Origin of the sequence: Burkholderia oklahomensis C6786 (genome assembly GCF_000959365.1) — a bacterium.
Taxonomy (GTDB): Bacteria; Pseudomonadota; Gammaproteobacteria; order Burkholderiales; family Burkholderiaceae; genus Burkholderia; species Burkholderia oklahomensis.
Window position 1 is genome coordinate 502,775 of the sequence record NZ_CP009555.1, and the last position, 18,089, is coordinate 520,863.

Consider the following 18,089-nt stretch of genomic DNA (forward strand, 5'->3'; position numbering starts at 1 on the left):
AGATCGACAGCAGACGGCGGAGCGCGGAGCGGAAATTGATGGACGGCGATGGACGGCGACGGGCGGCGACGCATCGCGTCCGGACCAACGGACGGACACCTCGCGCCGCCGCCACGGGCCGAGGCCGCGGCGCTCGTCCCGAATCGACCGAAAACGAAGGTGCGCGGCACCCGCTGCGCCCATGCCGCCGTGGAGCGGACGACAGACAGCGGGCGGCCGCCGCGCGCCGACCGGCTTACGGCCCGATCTGCAGAATGACGCCCGTCGAGATGCGCACGAGCAGGTAATCGCCGCCGACCCCGACCCAGTGATAGCCGCGCGGCGGCGGCGACAGATGGTACCCGCGCCAATCCTCGATCACGTACTGGCGGTCGCGGTATTCGTCGGGCAGGCGGTCGCCGCGACGCCATGCGGCATTTTCGTCGCCGCGATGCTCGCCCGGACGCGGGCCGCCGCGATCACCGTGATTACCGTGATCGCGTTCGTAATGCTTGCCGGGAGGCGGCCCGTGACGTTCGTCGCCCGGTCCGCCCGGGCCATGCGACGGTTGAGCGATTGCGAGCGACGACACGAGCGCGCCGGCAGCGACCATCGAAACCCACAGCAAACGATGTGCTTTCATCGAGTCTCTCCGTGAAAAGGCGCAACCGGCTGTCGGCGCCGGAGCGCATGGAAAAAGGTAGCACATCGCGCAGGATCCGCCCGGAATTACGGGTCGAGATGAAAAAAAGCGTGAGGCGACGCAAATCGACGGCGCATCGGCCGCGCTTGCGCGTTCCGCCTTCCCGCTTTCGTCGTCCCTGCCGTTCCTCCTTCCCGCCCCCGATTCGTCGGATCCTCCGATTCATCGGCTTCCCCGCCCCGCCCAGACTTTCCAATCCGCCTAACCCCTAACCCCGCCTGAAGATCGCGGACGGGCCACAGCCGCCTTCCCCCGCCTCTCGTCGCGAGCGCGCCATCCCGCCCCGATTGCGCGATCTCGCCAGCCGCCGCGCGACGCGCGGGTATACTCGCGCTCACCGCTCAACGCCCACCTCGCATTCAGGCACCGCTTTCATGGCAGAACCCACTCTCGGCGTCGCCCTCATCGCCCACAACGCCGCGGCCCGGCTGGCCGAATGCCTCGACGCGCTGTCGTTCGCCGACGCCGTCGTCGTCGTCGACGGCGGCAGCACCGACGCGACCGCCGAAATCGCGAAAGCGCACGGCGCGCGCGTGATCGTCGCGGCCGACTGGCCGGGATTCGGGCCGCAGAAGAATCGCGCGGTCGCCGCGCTCGACACCGACTGGGTCCTGTCGATCGATACCGACGAGATCGTCACGCCCGAACTCGCCGCATCGATCCAGGCGGCGATGCGCGCGCCGCGCGCGCAGGTCTACGCGCTCGACAGGCTGTCGAGCTTCTGCGGCCGCTGGGTACGGCACGGCGGCTGGTACCCGGACTGGGTGCCGCGGCTTTTCAGGCGCGGCGCGGCGCGCTTTTCCGACGACCTCGTCCACGAGCGGCTCGTGTTCGACGGACCGGCCGCGAAGCTCGACGGCAAGCTGCTCCACTACTCGTACGAGGACTTCGAGACGGTGCTGCGCAAGCTCGACGCGTATTCGAGCGCGGGCGCCGCACAACGGCGCGCGGCGGGCAAGCAAGGCGGATTCGCGAAGGCGCTCGGCCGCGGCGCGTGGGCGTTCGTGCGGACCTATCTGCTGCGGCGAGGGTTCCTGGACGGACGGGCGGGCTTCATGATCGCCGTGTTCAATGCGGAGACGGTCTACTACCGCTTCCTGAAGCTCGGGCATTCGCGGCCGGGGCAAACGCGCGACTGACGCGCTGCAGGGCGGCGCCGGCCACGTTTCCAAGCGAAGTTCATCGAGAAATTGCTACGCCAGTCGATGCGCCGGCCGAAGACGATGACGCATCGCGCGAGGCGGCCGCCTGCGCAGCGCCTGCGCGCCGCGCACCGGAATCGCACCGGAATCGCGCCGGCTCGGTCGCGCAACACGCATCCCGCAAGCGCGCCTCCCGCCGCCCGCCTCCCACCCGCCAGCACGCGCCCGGGCAACCGCGTCCGCGACGGCCGCCAGCACAGCGGCTCGCCGAGGCCGACGACACGCACCTACTTGCGTGCGCCGAGCTTGCTAATGTCGACCGGCACCGCAACGCCGGCCTGCGTTTTCGATGCATCGAGATCGAGCATCTCGGTCGCGATGCCGATCACGCGCGCCGACGACATTTCCGTCAAGCATCGGCTCCAGCTTTCCAGATGCCGGTCGCAGCCTTCGAGCTTGCACGGCACGCAGTCGCCTTCGCCCTGCAGCAGATAGACGTTCCCGCGCCGCCCCGAGCCGCGCAGCGGCCACGGCTCGTTGCCGGCCGGCCAGTGCGCGGGCCACGGGCCCCAGCGCGTCGGATTCGACGGCCCGAACAGCGCGATCGTCGGGACGCCGGATGCGGCTGCGACGTGCGTCGCGCCGGTGTCCGGGCCGATGAAGAGCTGCGCGCGCCGGAACATTTCGGCGCTCTCGCCGAACGACAGCTCGCCCGCCATGTTCAGCACCGGCTCGCCCGACGCCTGCGCGATCCGCGCGGCGTAATCGCGCTCGGCCTGCGCGGGACCGCCGCTCAGCGCGACCGCGAAGCCCTGGCTGCGCGCCCAGCGCACGAGGTCGACCCAGCCGTCCTCGCGCCACTGCTTGTAGCGGAACATCGGATACGGATGCAGCACGACGTACGGCTCGCCGCGCGACAGCGCGGGCGTCGCGTACAGCTTCGCGTCGAAACGCGCGCGTGCGGCAGGATCGGCGCCGATGCCGGGCGCGACGACGTCGGCGTGCGGCGTCACGCCGAGCACGTCCGCGAGCGCGAGGTTGCTCGTGACGGTATGCACGTCGCGATGCTGGTCGAGCGCGATGCCGTTCAGGATGAAGCGCGTGAGCCGCGTCACCCGCTCGGGATCGACGAGCCCGACCCGCTTGCGGCCCGCGAAGAACGCGTAGAAGCGCGCGCGATCGGAGCTGATCGCCGCGCACGCGAGGTCGTACTTGCGCCAGATGCGCAGCGCGTCGGCGATGCGCTCCTTCGGCCGCGCGCGCTGCGCGACCGTGATCACGCGGCGGATATCGGGATTGTGCTCGAGCACGCCTTCGGTGCCCCGAAACACGACCATGTCGATCTGCGCATCGGGCCAGCGCGCCTTCAGCGAACGGACGAGCGGCGTCGTCAGCAGCACGTCGCCGAGGCGGCGCGTACAGGACACGAGGATGGTGCGCGGCGGCCGGAGAAGCGTCAACTGAGCGGTCACGATGAAGGCAGGAAGAACGGGCGACTGGACATTTTAGCGAATTCGCCCCGCGCCCCCGTGCGGCACGGGCGAGCTTACGCCGACTCGAGCAGCTTCGCGACGAGCGCCTGCATGCGCGCGTTCGCCGCGCGCGGCCCGAACGATTCGATCTTGTGCGACGCATGCGCGACGAGCGCCGCGCGCAACGCGTCGTCGGCGAGCATCCGCTCGATCGCGTCCGCGAGTGCGTCGGCGTCGCCGGGCGGCACGAGGAGCCCGCCGCGGCCGCCGTCGAGCTGGTCGCGCGGCCCCGTCGGACAATCCGTCGAAATCACCGGCGTGCCGAGCGCCATCGCCTCGCCGAGCACCATCGGCAAGCCTTCGTAGCGGCTGCTCAGGATCAGCATGTCGGCCGCGCGCACGGATGGAAACGGATTCGCGCAAAAGCCGGCGAACTGCACCGCATCGCCCAGCCCGAGCTCGTCCGCGAGCTGCTCGAGCACCCGGCGGTCAGGACCGTCGCCCACCAGCACGAGCCGCGGCGCATCGGCGCGGCGCGCGCGCACCTTCGCATAGGCGCGCAGCAAGGTGCGGTGGTCCTTCTGCCCTTCGTCGAGCCGCGCGACCGACACGATGAAGCGCCCGGCCGGCAACTCGGCCGGCTCGGCCGCTCGCGCGCGCAGCGCGAGCGGATCGATCACGTTCGGCAGCTCGGTGACGGCGACGCGGGTGCTCGCGAAGAGCCGCTCCGCTTCGCGCCGCATGTCCGGCGTAAGCACCGCGAATGCCGCATAGCGCTCGTACTGGCCGATGCGCCGCGCCATGTACGACGCGCTCTTGTCGCCGAACCGCGCGGCGAAGCTGTAATGACTGACGCCGATCCATCGCGCGCCGCCCTGCCCCGCGATGCGGCGCAACGAGAAATCGAAATCGCAGACGACGTCGTAACCGCGCGCGAGCCGCAGAAAACGACGCGCGACGAGCGGCCGAATCAACGCATGCGTCGACGCCTTGTGCAGCAGTTTCTCGCCGCCGCGCAGCTTGCGCACGCGTTCGCGCTGATGCAGCGCATGCATCCAGCGCTCCGGCGTGAGCACGTGCAGCGCGACGTCGGACGGAATCGCCTTCGCGCACCAGGTCGCCAGATCCGGAGTGGGATACGTGACCGACAGCCCGATCTCGAACGCGCTGCGATCGAGCGTGTTGAGCCACGCAAGGAGCGCGGTCTCGGTGCCGCCCTTGCCGAAGTCGTCGATGTGAAACAGGATGCGCACGCGCCGCGCGCTCGTGTGGGCGACATGCGTCGACGATGCGGCGGCGGTCGCGGGAGCGGCAGGCGCCGTCATCGCGCGCCCCCGGTCCGCGACGCGCGCGAAACGCCCGCCTCGCGTTCGCCGTGGCCGAGCAGGAAGCCCGCGAACGACCAGAACGCGAGCATCGTCGTCTGCCACATGAAATCGTCGACGGTGTTCTTTGCGATCATCCCGACGACGAGCGCGAGCCCGGCCGCGGACATCGCCGGCACGTCGCGCCGCAACCGCCAGAACGCGCCGGCAAGGCTCAGGAACAGCATCGCCTCGAGCGCGACGCCGATATAGCCCGTCTGCAGCCACGTATTGAGGAACAGGTTGTGCGCGTGCGTCAGCGCCTGCGGCTCGATCTGCAGCAGCAGCGGCGGCGCATCGGCCGCGTACGCGTGCCCCGGCAGCGGCTTGCCGAAGCCGACGCCGAGCCACGCGTGGTGCTTGCCCTGCTCGGCGTAGAACGCCCAGAGCTTCGGCCGCGTGTCGGACGACAGCGTGTCGCCGAGCGCGTTCAGCTCGCCCGGCACGTAGACCCGCTGGCCCGCGACCGTGATGTCGCGCGCGGCCGACGACGCCGATGCGGCCGCCGCGGACGCCGACGGATCGCGCTCGCGCGCGCTGTATTCGAGCAGCCCGAGCGCCGCGGCGCCGAGGATCGCGATCGCGACGACGCTCACGCCGAGCCGGCGCCGATAGAGCGGGAAGAACGCGACGACGAGCGTCGCGCCGGCGGCGGGCCAAAAGAAGCGATTCAGGCTCGCGAGCCCGACGAAGCCGCTCGCGAAGAGCCCGATCGCGCCGATCGCGCGCCAGCGGACGCGCACGAGCAGCGCGGCGAAGAGCGGCATCGCGAACACGACGAGCGTGCTCGTGTGGCCGACGCGGTTGTAGAAACGGATCGGGAAGGTCGACGGCGTCGGCGGCTGCAAGCGCCCCCAGTAGAACGCGCTCAGCAGCGCGAGCAGCACGCACGCGCCCCACACGACGAGCACCGGCCATTCCGGACGCTTCACGCGCGAGCCGAAGAGCCAGAAGCCCCAGAACGTGACGAGCGGATACAGCACCTCGTCGAGCCATGCGCGCATGCTGACGTGCGGGTACAGCGACCAGCCGACCGATGCGAGGCTCCACGCGGCCCACGCGAGAACCGGCAGGACGAGCGGCCAATGCCGAAACGGCGGCCGGCTGGCCGACAGCATGCCGGCCAGCGTGCCGATGCCGATCAACGCGAGCGTCGTGTTGACGACCCCGTTCATATGGCCGAACATCACGGCGAACATCAACGTAGGACAAGCAATCCAGAGCACGCGCTCGACGCGCGATGTTGTTATCGTCATCGACTTGAACTTGATGGCGCCAGCGCCAAAACGTTTTGCAGCGCACGATGCGCCGCATCCACTGAAAGAAGGCCCATGCAGTCCGCATGGTCGCCGCGCCAGGCGACGCACGTCGCCGCATTGCGGTCGCAGCGCCGCACCCACGCGACGTGACGCCGGAAGATCGACGGCTGGTCGCGGCACGGCATGTCCGCGATCGTCAGCGCGACGAACGGCGCGTCCCGCCAATAACGGCCCGCGCCGTGAATGCCGGCGTTGCCGGGGCCGAACAGCGCAACCGTCGGCACGCCGACGAGACGCGCGAGATGCGCAACGCCGGTATCGGGACACACGACCGCGCGCGCGCCGCTCAACAGGTGCCACAAATCGGCGAGGCCGAGCCGTCCCGCGAGATTCGGCTGCGCGGGATCGGGACCGATCCCTGCGACGAGCGCGACTTCGCTCGGCCCGCCGCTCCAGACGGGCAAATAGCCTGCCGCCGCCACACGCTCCGCGAGCTCGCGCCAGCGCGCGGGCGGCCAGCGCTTGACCGCGGTGCTCGCGCCCGGATGCAGCACGACATAGGGCCGCTCGCGCAATTCGGCGGGCAGCGGCGCACTCGCCTGAGGCGCGGGCCAGTCCGCAGGACGGTACGGCCGCGGCGCGGGTCCTTCCACCAGCTCGGCGGCGAAATCGGCCCACGCGGCAGGCGCATCCGGATACGGAATCGACTCGTCGACCGGCCAGTTCTTCCAAGCGGGCTCATCGCCCGCATGCGCGACGATCCAGTGGCAGCCCGCGCCGAGCGCAAGCCAGCTATGCCGGTTATCGCCCGCGACGATGCCGAGGTCGTACGGCCCCGACGCCAACAGACGCTTGACCGATGCGCCGTCGCGCGGATCGAACGCGAACGCGTCGACACCGAACGGCCGCTTCGTGTAGAGCGGCGCGATCGCCTTCGGACAAGCGAGCACGATCTGCGCGCGTGGATGCTGCGCGCGCAGCTTCGCGAGCAGCGCCGTCAGCAACAGCGTGTCGCCGAGCAGCAGATGGTGCGCGATCAGGATGCGCCGCGGCTGCGCGGGCTTGCGACGCAGCGGCTTGAGGACGAGCCTCGGCAGCGCTCGCGCAAAGATGTGGATCCGGCCGTGAAGTCTGCTCATTCGATTAGATCAACGGCTGATCGATTCCGCCACCTGGGATGCAATGCGCCGGAGGCCGGCCAAAAGCCGTTTCGTCATGCAGATTTTCCACGATTCGTATTGCGGAGGACAGATCGGAACGCCCGAACAACCCGCGCAGGACCTGCGCGAAACCGACGCGCATCCTCACTTCCGGGCTGGGCATGCAGCCCGGCCCGCGACGCACGGCAAGCGCGCCGCGGGCTGAGCCGAACGCGCGGAGTATACCATCCGGCCCAAGCGCTTCCTGAGCGAATATCCTGATGAAAGACTGGCTGTAAGCGACGCGCGAGCGCGCGTCACGCCGCGGCGACGCGCCCGCTGCCGGCCGCCTCGGCGGCCAGATCGAGCAGTTGCGCGACATGGCGCGCGACGCTTGGATCGTACTCGATCGCCGCGCGCGCGGCCGCGCCCGATTCGACCCGGGCCGCGCCCGCGCGCGCCTCGCGCACTGCATCGTCGAGCGCGGCGCGCAGCCCGGCCGTATCCCCCGGCGCGAACACGCGCTTCGCCGACGGCGCGATCGCGTCGCAGCAGCCGATGTTCGACGACAGGATGACGGGCGTTCCGCACATCACCGACTCGATGCCGACGAGCCCGAACGGCTCGTATTTCGACGCGAGGATCGTGAAATCGGCGGCGCGATAGCCGTCCTCGATGTCCTTCACGTAGCCGACGTAGCGCAACTGCTCGGACGTCCGCTCGGGCGGACGCCCGGCGACCGCGACGACGACGGGCGGCCCGGCGTCGCGCAGCACCGCTTCGATGAGCGGCAGCCCCTTGCGCTCGTGGCTGCTCGACGGAAACAGCAGCACGACCTCGTCGTCGGCGAAGCCGAAGCGCCTGCGCAGTTCGGCGCGGCGCGGCGCATCGACAGGCGTGAAGCGCGCGGCGTCGACGGGCGGGAACAGTACGCGGATCTTGTCGTCGCCGAGCCCGTAGAAGCGGCGCAGCTCGTCGCGCATCAGCATCGAGTGCGCGACGACGAAGCGCGCGCGCTCGTATTGACGGCGCTCGAGCGCGATCTGCCTGCGATCGAAGAACGTCGGCGCGCGGCCGATCGCGTCGAGAAATCCGAGATGGGTGCCGCCGCAGATCGCGATCTCCGACGAATCGACCCGATTGCAGCCGATCAGCACGTCGACGGGCGCGGCGCGCCGCGCCGCGCGCAGCCTCCACGAGAACCACGCGTCGCGGCACTTGCCGGGCAGAAACGACACGTCGATCCGATGCGGCTCGACTAGCCGGTATTCCGGCACCGACGGGTCGAACGACCGCGCGTAGACCGCAGGCGGGATGCCGGCGGCGGCGAGGCCGCGCGCGAGGTCGATCGCATAACGTTCGAGCCCGCCGCCGTATTTGAGCGCGTTGCATGACAGGCCGATTTTCATTTGACGATCGCGCTCGCCGGGAGATCGCTCGGCCGGACGTCCGCCGCTCACCCTGCGTCCTGCTGGAACTGGATCCGATGCAGGTGCGCGTACAGGCCGCCCTGCTCCAGCAGCTCGCGATGGCTGCCGCTCTCGACGATCCTGCCCGCCTCGAGCACGAGGATCCGGTCCGCCCGTTCGATCGTCGACAGGCGGTGCGCGATCACAAGCGTCGTGCGGCCCTTCATCAACGTCTCGAGCGCGGCCTGCACGTGCCGCTCGGATTCGGAATCGAGCGCGGACGTCGCCTCGTCGAGAATCAGGATCGGCGCATCCTTGTAGATCGCACGGGCGATCGCGAGCCGCTGGCGCTGGCCGCCCGACAGGCGCATCCCGTTGTCGCCGACGAGCGTATCGATGCCGTCGGGCATCGCTGTGACGGTATCCCACAGATTCGCCGCGCGCAGCGCCGCCTCGACGCGATCGCGCTCCGCCGTCTGGCCGTACGCGACGTTCGCCGCGATCGTGTCGTTGAACAGCACGACGTCCTGGCTCACCATCGCGATCTGGTTGCGCAGGTCACGCAGGCTGTATTCGGGCAGCGCGACGCCGTCGACGCACACCGAGCCCGACGACGGATCGAAGAAGCGCGGCAGCAGATTGACGAGCGTCGTCTTGCCGCTGCCCGACGGCCCCGCGAGCGCGACCATCTCTCCCGGCGCGACGCTGAACGATACGTCGTCGAGCGTATGCCGCCCGTCGCGCGACGCGCCGTACGAGAACGACACGCGGCTGAACTCGATCGCGCCCGACGCGCGCGCGAGCGGCTTGCCGCCGCCCTCGGGCTCGCGCGGCTCGTCGATCAGCCCGAAGATCAGCTCGGCCGCCGTCATCCCGCGCTGCAGCGGCTGATTCACGTCCATCAGGTGCTTGAGCGGCGAGATGATGAGCAGCATCGCCGTCACGAACGCGACGAAGCCGCCGACCGTCGTCTGATCGTTCGACGACTGGACGACCGCGATCGTCAGCACGACGGCGAGCGCGATCGACGCGAGGAACTGCGTGAGCGGCTGCGCGAGCCCGCCCGACACCGTCATCCGCATCGAATAGCCGCGCAGCTTGCGGCTCAGCTCGTTGAAGCGCCCGATCTCGTACGGCTCGCCGTTGTGGACCTTGACGACCTTGTAGCCGCCGACGGTCTCCTCGACGATGTACGCGAGCTGGTTCGTGAGCGTCTGGTGCTCGCGGTTCAGGCGCCGCAGCCGCCGGTTGATCTTGCCGACGAGCCAGCCGATGCAGGGCAGCAGGATCGCGACGATGAGCGTCAGGCGCCAGTTCAGATAGAACAGGTAGCCGAGCAGGAATATGACCGTGAGCGAATCGCGCACGAGCGTGATCGTGACGCTCATCAGCACGCTGAGCACCTGGTTCACTTCGAACACGATCGCGTTGATCACCGTGCTCGCCGTCTCGCGCTGGAAGAACGACACGCCCGTGTGGATCATCCGGTCGAACATCTGGATGCGCAGATCGAGCAGGATACGGTTCGACACGTACTGCAGCAGATAACCAGACGCGTATTGCGCGATCGCGCGCACGAGTGCGAGGCCGACGACCGCGGCGGGCACGTACAGCTTCGTCGTCACGTCGCCCTTCGAGCCGAAGCCGTGGTCGAGAAGCGGCTTCAGCAGCGCCGGAATCCCGGCTTCCGTCGCGGCGACCGCGGCCATCGCGAGCACGCCGGCGACGAGCACCCACACGAGCGGTTTCACGTACGGCCAGAGGCGGCGCATCACGACGGAAGGCGACGACGCGTCCTGGCCGCCGATCGGTTTGCTTAGGGTAGGCTTGACGCTCAAAATGCCCTCAAAAAAATCCGGAAAACGTGCTGGGGATCAGTAGACGATCTCGACGACGCTGCCGCCGAACGCCGCGCGCAGATCCGCGAGCAGCGCGTCGCTCGGCTTCACGCGCCAGGCGTCGCCCAGGCGCATCTCGCCTTGCGCGCGCGCGTTGCTGTACGCGATCCGCACGGCGAGGCCGTTCGGTATCACGGGCGCCGCGCGCCGCCCGCCGTCGCGGCCGCCGCGCGGCGCCGGGGCATCGACGGCCGGCGTCTCGTCAGGCTTCGCGACGTGCGCTTCGAGCACGCGGCGCAGCGCCGCGGCATCCGCATTGCCGTTCATCGTCATCCGCACCGCCTGCGCGTAGCGGCTGCGTGCGCGCTCGAGATCCATCACCGAATCGGCGGTGAAGCGGATCCCGCCCGTGAACGCGTCGTTGCGCGCCTGCCCCTGGACGATCAGCAGCTCGTCTTCCTTGAAGAGCGCACGGTTCACATCGAACTGCTCGTTGAACACGGTGATTTCGCATTGGCCGGTGCCGTCGTCGAGCAGCGCGATCACCATCTTGCCGCGCTGGGTCATCTGCGTGCGCAGCGACGCAATCACGCCCGCCACCACCTTGTCGCGCCCTTCCTTCAGCTCGCCGAGCTTCTGGCGCACGAAGCGTCGCACCTCGTCGCGGTACGCGTCGAACAGGTGGCCGGACAGATAGAAGCCGAGCGCGCTCTTCTCTTCCTGCAGGCGGCGCTTGTCGTCCCAAGCGGGCTCGTCGACGAGCGCGTGCTGATGCGCGGGCTCGCCGCCGATGTCGAAGAGCCCTGCCTGCAGCGCGTTCGCGGCCGCCTGCTCGGCAGCCTCCATCGCGAGCGGCACCGACGCGAGCAGTTGCGCGCGGTTCGCGTGCAGCGAATCGAGCGCGCCCGCGCGAATCAGCGCCTCGATCGTCCGGCGGTTCACGACGCGCCGGTCGATCCGCTCGCAGAAGTCGAACAGATCGGCGAACGGTTTCTCTTCGCGCGCGCGCAGGATCTCTTCGATCGCGTTCTGGCCGCTGCCCTTGATCGCGCCCAGGCCGTAGCGGATCGTGCGCGAGCGCTTGCCGTCGGCTTCCGCGACCGGCTCGAAGCGGTAATGCGATTGATTGATGTCGGGCGACAGCACGGCGAGGCCGTTGACGACGCAGTCGTCGAACAGGATCTTCACCTTGTCGGTGTCGTCCATCGCGAGCGTCATGTTGGCCGCCATGAATTCGGCCGGATGGTGCGCCTTCAGCCACGCGGTGTAGTACGCAAGCAGCGCGTACGCCGCCGCGTGCGACTTGTTGAAGCCGTAGCCCGCGAACTTCTCCATCAAGTCGAAGATCTCGTCGGCCTTCTCGGCCGTCAGGCCGTTCTTCGCCGCGCCCTCGCGGAACAGCTCGCGATGCTTGGCCATCTCCTCGGGCTTCTTCTTGCCCATCGCGCGGCGCAGCAAGTCGGCGCCGCCGAGCGAGTAGCCGCCGATGATCTGCGCCATCTGCATCACCTGCTCCTGATAGACCATGATGCCGTAGGTCTCTTTCAGGACGGGTTCGACGCGCATGTCGGGATACTCGACCTTCTCGCGCCCGTGCTTGCGCGCGCAGAAGCTCGGGATCAGGTCCATCGGGCCCGGACGGTACAACGACACGAGCGCGATGATGTCCTCGAAGCGGTCGGGCTGCGCATCCTTCAGCATGCCCTGCATCCCGCGGCTTTCCAGCTGGAACACGGCGACGGTGTTCGCCTTCTTGAGCATCTGGAACGACGCGGGATCGTCGAGCGGCACCTGCGCGAGCGACCAGTTCTCTTTCGACGGATCGAGACGGCGGATGTACCGCTCGGCCCAGTCGAGGATCGTGAGCGTCGTCAGACCCAGAAAGTCGAACTTCACGAGGCCGACGGCTTCGACGTCGTCCTTGTCGTACTGGCTGACGACGCCGCCGTCGTCGCCCTGCGTGTAGAGCGGGCAGAAATCGGTGAGCTTGCCGGGCGCGATCAGCACGCCGCCCGCATGCATCCCGACGTTGCGCGTGAGGCCCTCGACGCGCTGCGCGAGATCGAGGAGCTGATGGACTTCGTCCTCGTTGTCGTAGCGCTCCTGCAGGAGCGGTTCTTCCTTCATCGCGTCGGCGATCGTCACGTGCTTGCCCGGCTTGAACGGGATCAGCTTCGCGACGCCGTCGGTGAACATGTAGCCGAGATCGAGCACGCGGCCGATGTCGCGCACAGCCGCCTTCGCGGCCATCGTGCCGAAGGTGGCGATCTGCGACACCGCGTCTGCGCCGTACTTCTCCTTCACGTACTGGATCACGCGATCGCGCCCGTGCTGGCAGAAGTCGATGTCGAAGTCGGGCATCGACACCCGCTCCGGATTCAGGAAGCGCTCGAACAGCAGGTTGTAGCGCAGCGGATCGAGGTCCGTGATGCCGAGCGAGTATGCGACGAGCGAGCCCGCGCCCGAGCCCCGGCCCGGGCCGACCGGCACGCCGTTGTTCTTCGCCCAGTTGATGAAGTCCGCGACGATCAGGAAGTAGCCCGGAAAGCCCATCTTCTTGATCGTGCCGCATTCGAAATCGAGGCGCTGGCAGTACGTGTCGCGCTGCGCTTCGCGCTCGGCCTCGTCCGGATAGAGCTGCACGAGACGCTTCTCGAGCCCCTCCTTCGACAGCTGCACGAGGTAGTCGTCGAGCGACATGCCGTCGGGCGTCGGGAAGAGCGGCAGCTTCGGCTTGCCGAGCTCGAGCGTCAGGTTGCAGCGCTTCGCGATCTCGACCGTGTTCGCGAGCGCCGACGGCAGGTCGGCGAACAGCGCGGCCATGTCGTCCTGCGTGCGGAAGAACTGATCGGTCGTGAAGCGCTTCTGGCGACGCGGATTCGCGAGGATGTCGCCTTCCGAGATGCACACGCGCGCCTCGTGCGCGGTGAAGTCGTCGGCCGTCATGAACTGCAGCGGATGCGTCGCAACGACGGGCAGCTTCAGCTCGGCGGCGATCGTCACCGCCTGCTGGATGTACGCTTCGGCGCCCGGCTGGCCGTAGCGCTGCAATTCGATGTAGAAACCGCCGGGGAACGTCTTCGCCCAGCGCTCCGCGTGACGGCGCGCGGCCGCTTCGTTGCCGGCCGCGAGCGCGAGGCCGATGTCGCCCTGTTGCGCGCCCGACAGCGCGAGCAACCCTTCGGCGAACTCGCCTTCGAGCCAGCTCGCGTCGAGCTCCGCGCGGCCGCGGTATTGATTCGTGAGCCACGCCTTCGACAGCAGCTCGCAGAGATTCAGGTAGCCGCGCTTGTCCTTGACGAGCAGCAGCAGCCGAGACGGCTTGTCGCGATCGTCGTGATTGGTGATCCAGACGTCGCAGCCGGCGATCGGCTTGATGCCCGCGTCGCGGGCTTCCTTGTAGAAACGGACGAGACCGAACGCGTTGCCGAGGTCGGTCAGGGCGAGCGCGCCCTGACCGTCTGCGGCCGCCGCCTTGACGATATCGTCGAGACGCACGATGCCGTCGGCAATCGAGAATTCGGAGTGAACGCGAAGATGAACGAAACGGGGATCTGACATGGGCGCTATTGTAGCCGCCCCCGGGGCCGGCCATCGTTCGCGCCGGCCAAAAAATGCGGCGTTGGCCGTTCGGCCGAGTGCCGGCGCGGGTCGCCGGGCGGCTTGGTCGCGCGGGGCGGCGCGGGACAGCGCGGGGCGGCGATTCGCGGCTGCTCGGGCACTGTTCGACGCGGGGCGGCCCGATATCCGGCGGTTCGACTGAGCGGCGGGCCGTCGCCCCATCAACTCGACAACTCGACAACTCGACAACTCGACAACTCGACAACTCGACAATTCTGCAATTCTGCAATTCTGCAATTCTGCAATTCGGCAATTCGGCAATTCGGCAATTCGACGATCCGGCCGCGCCGAAGACCGACGACGCCCGCCAAGCGGCCGCGCCGATTTGCCTTCGGCGACGGTGCCGCGTCCCGCCGTCGCACATCGTCCGTTCGGCCGACTGCGGAAAGCCGCGCGGTTTGCGGGATAATACGGCTTTCCGTTTTTCGTCCGCTTCTGCCCACCCGCTCAGCCGCGCCCTTTTTCGCGCCGCAGCGCCGTCGGGCCGCAGCCGCCTTACCGACCGACATGACTACCGTCAACCTCGCCGCCTACCGCTTCGTCTCGCTCGACTCGATCGAGCAATGGCGGCCGCTCATCACCGCGCGCTGCGATGCGCTCGGACTGCGCGGCACGATCCTGCTCGCCCCCGAAGGCATCAACCTGTTCATCGCGGGCTCCCGCGAAGCGACCGACGCCTTCGTCGACTATCTCCGCCACGATCCGCTGTTCGAAGGCAAGTTCGCGGACCTGCCGTTCAAGGAGAGCCTGTCCGATTCGCAGCCGTTCCGCCGAATGCTCGTGCGCCTGAAGCGCGAGATCATCACGATGAAGAAGCCGGCGATCAAGCCCGAGCTCGGCCGCGCGCCGTCCGTCGACGCGCAAACGTTGAAGACCTGGCTCGACCGGGGCCGCGACGACGCGGGCCGCCCCGTCGTGATGCTCGACACACGCAATGCGTTCGAGGTCGACGTCGGCACGTTCGACAACGCGCTCGACTACCGGATCGACAAGTTCAGCCAGTTCCCCGAAGTGATCGAGGCGAACCGCGCGGACCTCGAGGGCAAGACCATCGTGTCGTTCTGCACGGGCGGCATTCGCTGCGAGAAGGCGGCGATCCACATGAAGGACGTCGGCATCGATCACGTCTATCAGCTCGAAGGCGGCATCCTCAAGTACTTCGAGGAAGTGGGCGGCGCGCATTATCACGGCGACTGCTTCGTGTTCGATTACCGCACCGCGCTCAATCCGAGCCTCGCGCCGACGGCCGATGTCACGTGCTTCGCGTGCCGCGCGGTCGTGCCGGCCGAAGCACAGCGGTCGCCGCTCTACGTGCCCGGCAAGTCCTGTCCCGCGTGCCATCCCGGCGAGCGTGCGAGCCGTCCTGCCGAGCCGGCGCACGCCGCCTGACGCCGCGCGTCCGCTTCCCCGCTTCCGTCACGCGCCGCATCGGATGACAGGCTATCGCGGGCGCTTCGCGCCGTCGCCCACCGGCCCGCTGCATTTCGGCTCGCTCGTCGGCGCGCTCGCGAGCTGGCTCGACGCGCGCGCGTGGGGCGGCGCGTGGCTCGTGCGGATCGAGGACATCGACGGTCCGCGCACGGTGCCCGGCGCGGCCGAGGACATCCTCGCGACGCTGACCCGCTTCGGTTTCGTCCCCGACGAGCCGCCCGTCCGGCAGAGCGCGCGCGTCGCGCGCTACACGGCGGCGCTCGAGCGGCTCACGGCCGCGGGGCTCGTCTATCCGTGCGGCTGCTCGCGCAAGGAGATCGCCGATTCGCTGCGCGCCGCGCACGAGCGGCACACGACGCTCGCTTATCCCGGCACCTGCCGCGACGGCCTGCGCGGCAAGCCCGCGCGCGCGTGGCGGCTGCGCGTGCCGGACGGCGCGGCAGCGGTCGTCAGTTTCGACGATCGATGGCAGCGCACGCAGACGCAGGATCTCGCGACGGAAGTCGGCGATTTCGTACTCAAGCGCGCGGACGGGCAATGGGCGTACCAGCTCGCTGTCGTCGTCGACGACGGCGACGCAGGCATCACGCACATCGTGCGCGGCGCGGACCTGCTCGACTCGACCGCGCGCCAGATCTACTTGCAGCGCTGCCTCGGGCTGCCGACGCCAAGCTATCTCCACGTGCCCGTCGTCGTCGATGCGAACGGCGAAAAGCTCAGCAAGCAGACGGGCGCGACCGCGCTCGACCCCGCCGCGCCGCTGCCCGCGCTCGTCGCCGCCGCGCGGCATCTCGGGCTGTCGCTCGACGCCGCGGCGCGCGCGTCGCTCGACGCGTTCCATCCGGCCGCGATCGCCGCGTGGGATTTGCGTTTCGGACCGAACGCGCGCCGGTGACGTTTGCGCGGCGCGTGGCCGCTTTCGCATTGCTTCGCCGCGTCGCTCGGCCCTGTCGCCCGGCTGCGCGGTCTCCGGCCGCGGTCCTCGGCATCCCCGCGCATCCTTCGCGACCTCGTCTGCGCGGCCGACCTCCCGCCGATCGGTTCATATTCGGCCCGGCCGCGACAACGCCGCCCTTTCGCCCCAAGCTCGACCGATGCCCCGCTCGCCGCGCGCAAAACAAAGCGGGCGGATGCTCGCGCACCCGCCCGCTTCTCGTTTATCGCAGCGCCTTCCCGGCGCCCGTCGAGGCTCAACCCCGCATCACGACGACGTCTTGCGCGGCATCCCGAACCCGCCGAGCAGCGCGGCGAGCGGCTGCTTCGGCGCCTTCTTCTCCGGCTGCACGGGCTTCGCCTCTTCCGAGCCGTGCGCCGGCGTCGACGGCTCGTACGGCTTCAGGAAGAAATCGTCGACCGGCGCTTCGCGGCGCGGATGATGCGGGCGCTCGCCGCCCGCCGAGCGGCGGCCGGCGGATGCGCCGCGGCGCTCGTCACGGTCGCGCTCGCGGCGGCCGCCGCGCTCGTCGCTCGGCGGGCGGTGACGCGGCAGGTCGAGCTCGAGCGCCTCGAGCGGCAGCGCGCGCTTGATCAGCTTCTCGATGTCGGCAAGCTGCTTGCGCTCGTTCGGGCTGCATAGCGACAGCGCGTCGCCCGACGCGCCCGCGCGCCCCGTGCGGCCGATCCGGTGCACGTAGTCTTCCGCGCTGAACGGCAGATCGAAGTTGATGACGGCCGGCAGCTCGACGATGTCGAGGCCGCGCGCGGCGACGTCGGTCGCGACGAGCGCTTCGATCTCGCCGCGCTTGAACGCGTCGAGCGCCTGCATCCGCTCGCTTTGCGAACGGTCGCCGTGGATCGCCGACGCGACGATCCCGTCGCGCTCGATCTGGCGCGCAAGGCGGCTCGCGCCGATCTTGCTGTTGCAGAACACGATCACCTGCTTGAGCGCGCGGTCGCGGATCAGCTTGACGACGGCCGCCTGCTTGTCGCCCTCGGCGACGTCGTAGACGATCTGCGTGACGTTCGTCGCGGTCGCGTTGCTGCGCGCGACCTCGATCGTCTGCGGGTTGCGCAGGTAGGTCGACGCGAGCTTCTTGATTTCCGGCGAGAACGTCGCCGAGAACAGCAATGTCTGACGCTCTTTCGGCAGCAGGTTCAGGATCCGCTGCAGATCAGGCAGGAAGCCCATGTCGAGCATCCGGTCCGCTTCGTCGAGCACGAGGATCTGCACCTGCCCGAGATTCGCGGTCTTTTGCTGGACGTGGTCGAGCAGGCGGCCCGGCGTCGCGATCAGGACCTCGACGCCGCGGCGCAGCTCGGCCATCTGCGGATTCATGTCGACACCGCCGAACACGACCGCGCTGCGCAGCGGCGTGTGCTTCGCGTACGCGTGCACGTTCGCGGCGACCTGGTCGGCGAGCTCGCGGGTCGGCGTGAGGATCAGCGCGCGCACCGGGTGGCGGGCGGGCGACGCGCTCGTGCTCGCCTGCGGCAGCAGGCGCTGGATGATCGGCAGCGAGAAGCTCGCGGTCTTGCCGGTGCCGGTCTGCGCGGCGCCCATCACGTCGCGGCCGGACAGCACGACCGGAATCGCCTTCGCCTGGATCGGCGTCGGCGTCGTATAGCCCTGGTCAGCAATCGCTTTCAGGATCTCGGCGGCAAGGCCGAATTGATCGAACGTCGCGTCGACAGGCGTGGCAACAGAATCGGACATGGTGGCGTTTCGCTCAAAAGGCGCGGCGGGACATCTAGCGCGCGGCATGCTCGCTCGCGAGACAGGCTGCGCAAACCAC

General features: G+C 69.1%; 12 protein-coding genes. 3 read left to right on the plus strand and 9 right to left on the minus strand.

What is annotated here, in order from left to right; translation table 11 throughout:
* Positions 1-235: 235 nt before the first annotated feature.
* Positions 236-622 (minus strand): RcnB family protein, encoded by a 387-nt coding sequence (locus BG90_RS02265; RefSeq protein WP_010114480.1) that lies wholly within the window; start codon positions 620-622, stop codon positions 236-238.
* Between the two features lie 434 nt (positions 623-1,056).
* On the opposite strand from BG90_RS02265, the gene BG90_RS02270 reads away from it, so the two are divergent.
* On the plus strand, positions 1,057-1,821 hold the full coding sequence (locus tag BG90_RS02270) for a glycosyltransferase family 2 protein (protein ID WP_010114479.1): 765 nt from the start codon (positions 1,057-1,059) through the stop codon (positions 1,819-1,821).
* A 290-nt stretch (positions 1,822-2,111) separates the two neighbouring features.
* Here BG90_RS02270 and rfaQ read toward each other — a convergent pair whose 3' ends face one another.
* The 7 genes from rfaQ to dnaE all read right to left on the minus strand — a co-directional run bounded on the left by rfaQ (position 2,112) and on the right by dnaE (position 13,866).
* Complete coding sequence (gene rfaQ, locus BG90_RS02275) at positions 2,112-3,284, minus strand: putative lipopolysaccharide heptosyltransferase III (protein WP_010114478.1); 1,173 nt, start codon at positions 3,282-3,284, stop codon at positions 2,112-2,114.
* Between the two features lie 86 nt (positions 3,285-3,370).
* Complete coding sequence (locus tag BG90_RS02280) at positions 3,371-4,621, minus strand: glycosyltransferase (RefSeq protein ID WP_010114477.1); 1,251 nt, start codon at positions 4,619-4,621, stop codon at positions 3,371-3,373.
* Complete coding sequence (locus BG90_RS02285) at positions 4,618-5,916, minus strand: O-antigen ligase family protein (RefSeq protein WP_010114476.1); 1,299 nt, start codon at positions 5,914-5,916, stop codon at positions 4,618-4,620. The genes BG90_RS02280 and BG90_RS02285 overlap by 4 nt, the downstream gene beginning before the upstream one ends.
* Positions 5,913-7,058 carry a glycosyltransferase family 9 protein gene (locus BG90_RS02290; protein ID WP_010114475.1) on the minus strand — a complete coding sequence of 382 codons (1,146 nt, stop codon included), beginning with the start codon at positions 7,056-7,058 and terminating at the stop codon, positions 5,913-5,915. Before BG90_RS02290 ends, BG90_RS02285 begins: the two co-directional genes overlap by 4 nt.
* Positions 7,059-7,375: 317 nt before the next feature.
* Positions 7,376-8,467: a glycosyltransferase family 4 protein gene (locus BG90_RS02295; RefSeq protein WP_010114474.1), complete on the minus strand. Its 1,092-nt coding sequence runs from the start codon at positions 8,465-8,467 to the stop codon at positions 7,376-7,378.
* 47 nt (positions 8,468-8,514) lie between these two features.
* The gene (gene msbA / locus BG90_RS02300) at positions 8,515-10,305 is read right to left on the minus strand and encodes a lipid A export permease/ATP-binding protein MsbA (RefSeq protein WP_010114473.1); all 1,791 of its coding nucleotides are present in this window, start codon (positions 10,303-10,305) and stop codon (positions 8,515-8,517) included.
* A 36-nt stretch (positions 10,306-10,341) separates the two neighbouring features.
* Positions 10,342-13,866 carry a DNA polymerase III subunit alpha gene (dnaE, locus tag BG90_RS02305; RefSeq protein ID WP_010114472.1) on the minus strand — a complete coding sequence of 1,175 codons (3,525 nt, stop codon included), beginning with the start codon at positions 13,864-13,866 and terminating at the stop codon, positions 10,342-10,344.
* Between the two features lie 567 nt (positions 13,867-14,433).
* On the opposite strand from dnaE, the gene BG90_RS02310 reads away from it, so the two are divergent.
* Positions 14,434-15,315: a sulfurtransferase gene (locus BG90_RS02310; protein WP_010102396.1), complete on the plus strand. Its 882-nt coding sequence runs from the start codon at positions 14,434-14,436 to the stop codon at positions 15,313-15,315.
* 43 nt (positions 15,316-15,358) lie between these two features.
* Positions 15,359-16,252: a tRNA glutamyl-Q(34) synthetase GluQRS gene (gene gluQRS / locus BG90_RS02315; protein ID WP_010114471.1), complete on the plus strand. Its 894-nt coding sequence runs from the start codon at positions 15,359-15,361 to the stop codon at positions 16,250-16,252.
* Positions 16,253-16,558: 306 nt separating this feature from the next.
* Here the strand turns inward: gluQRS and BG90_RS02320 are convergent, their stop codons facing one another.
* Positions 16,559-18,010: a DEAD/DEAH box helicase gene (locus tag BG90_RS02320; RefSeq protein WP_045568035.1), complete on the minus strand. Its 1,452-nt coding sequence runs from the start codon at positions 18,008-18,010 to the stop codon at positions 16,559-16,561.
* Positions 18,011-18,089 lie beyond the last annotated feature (79 nt).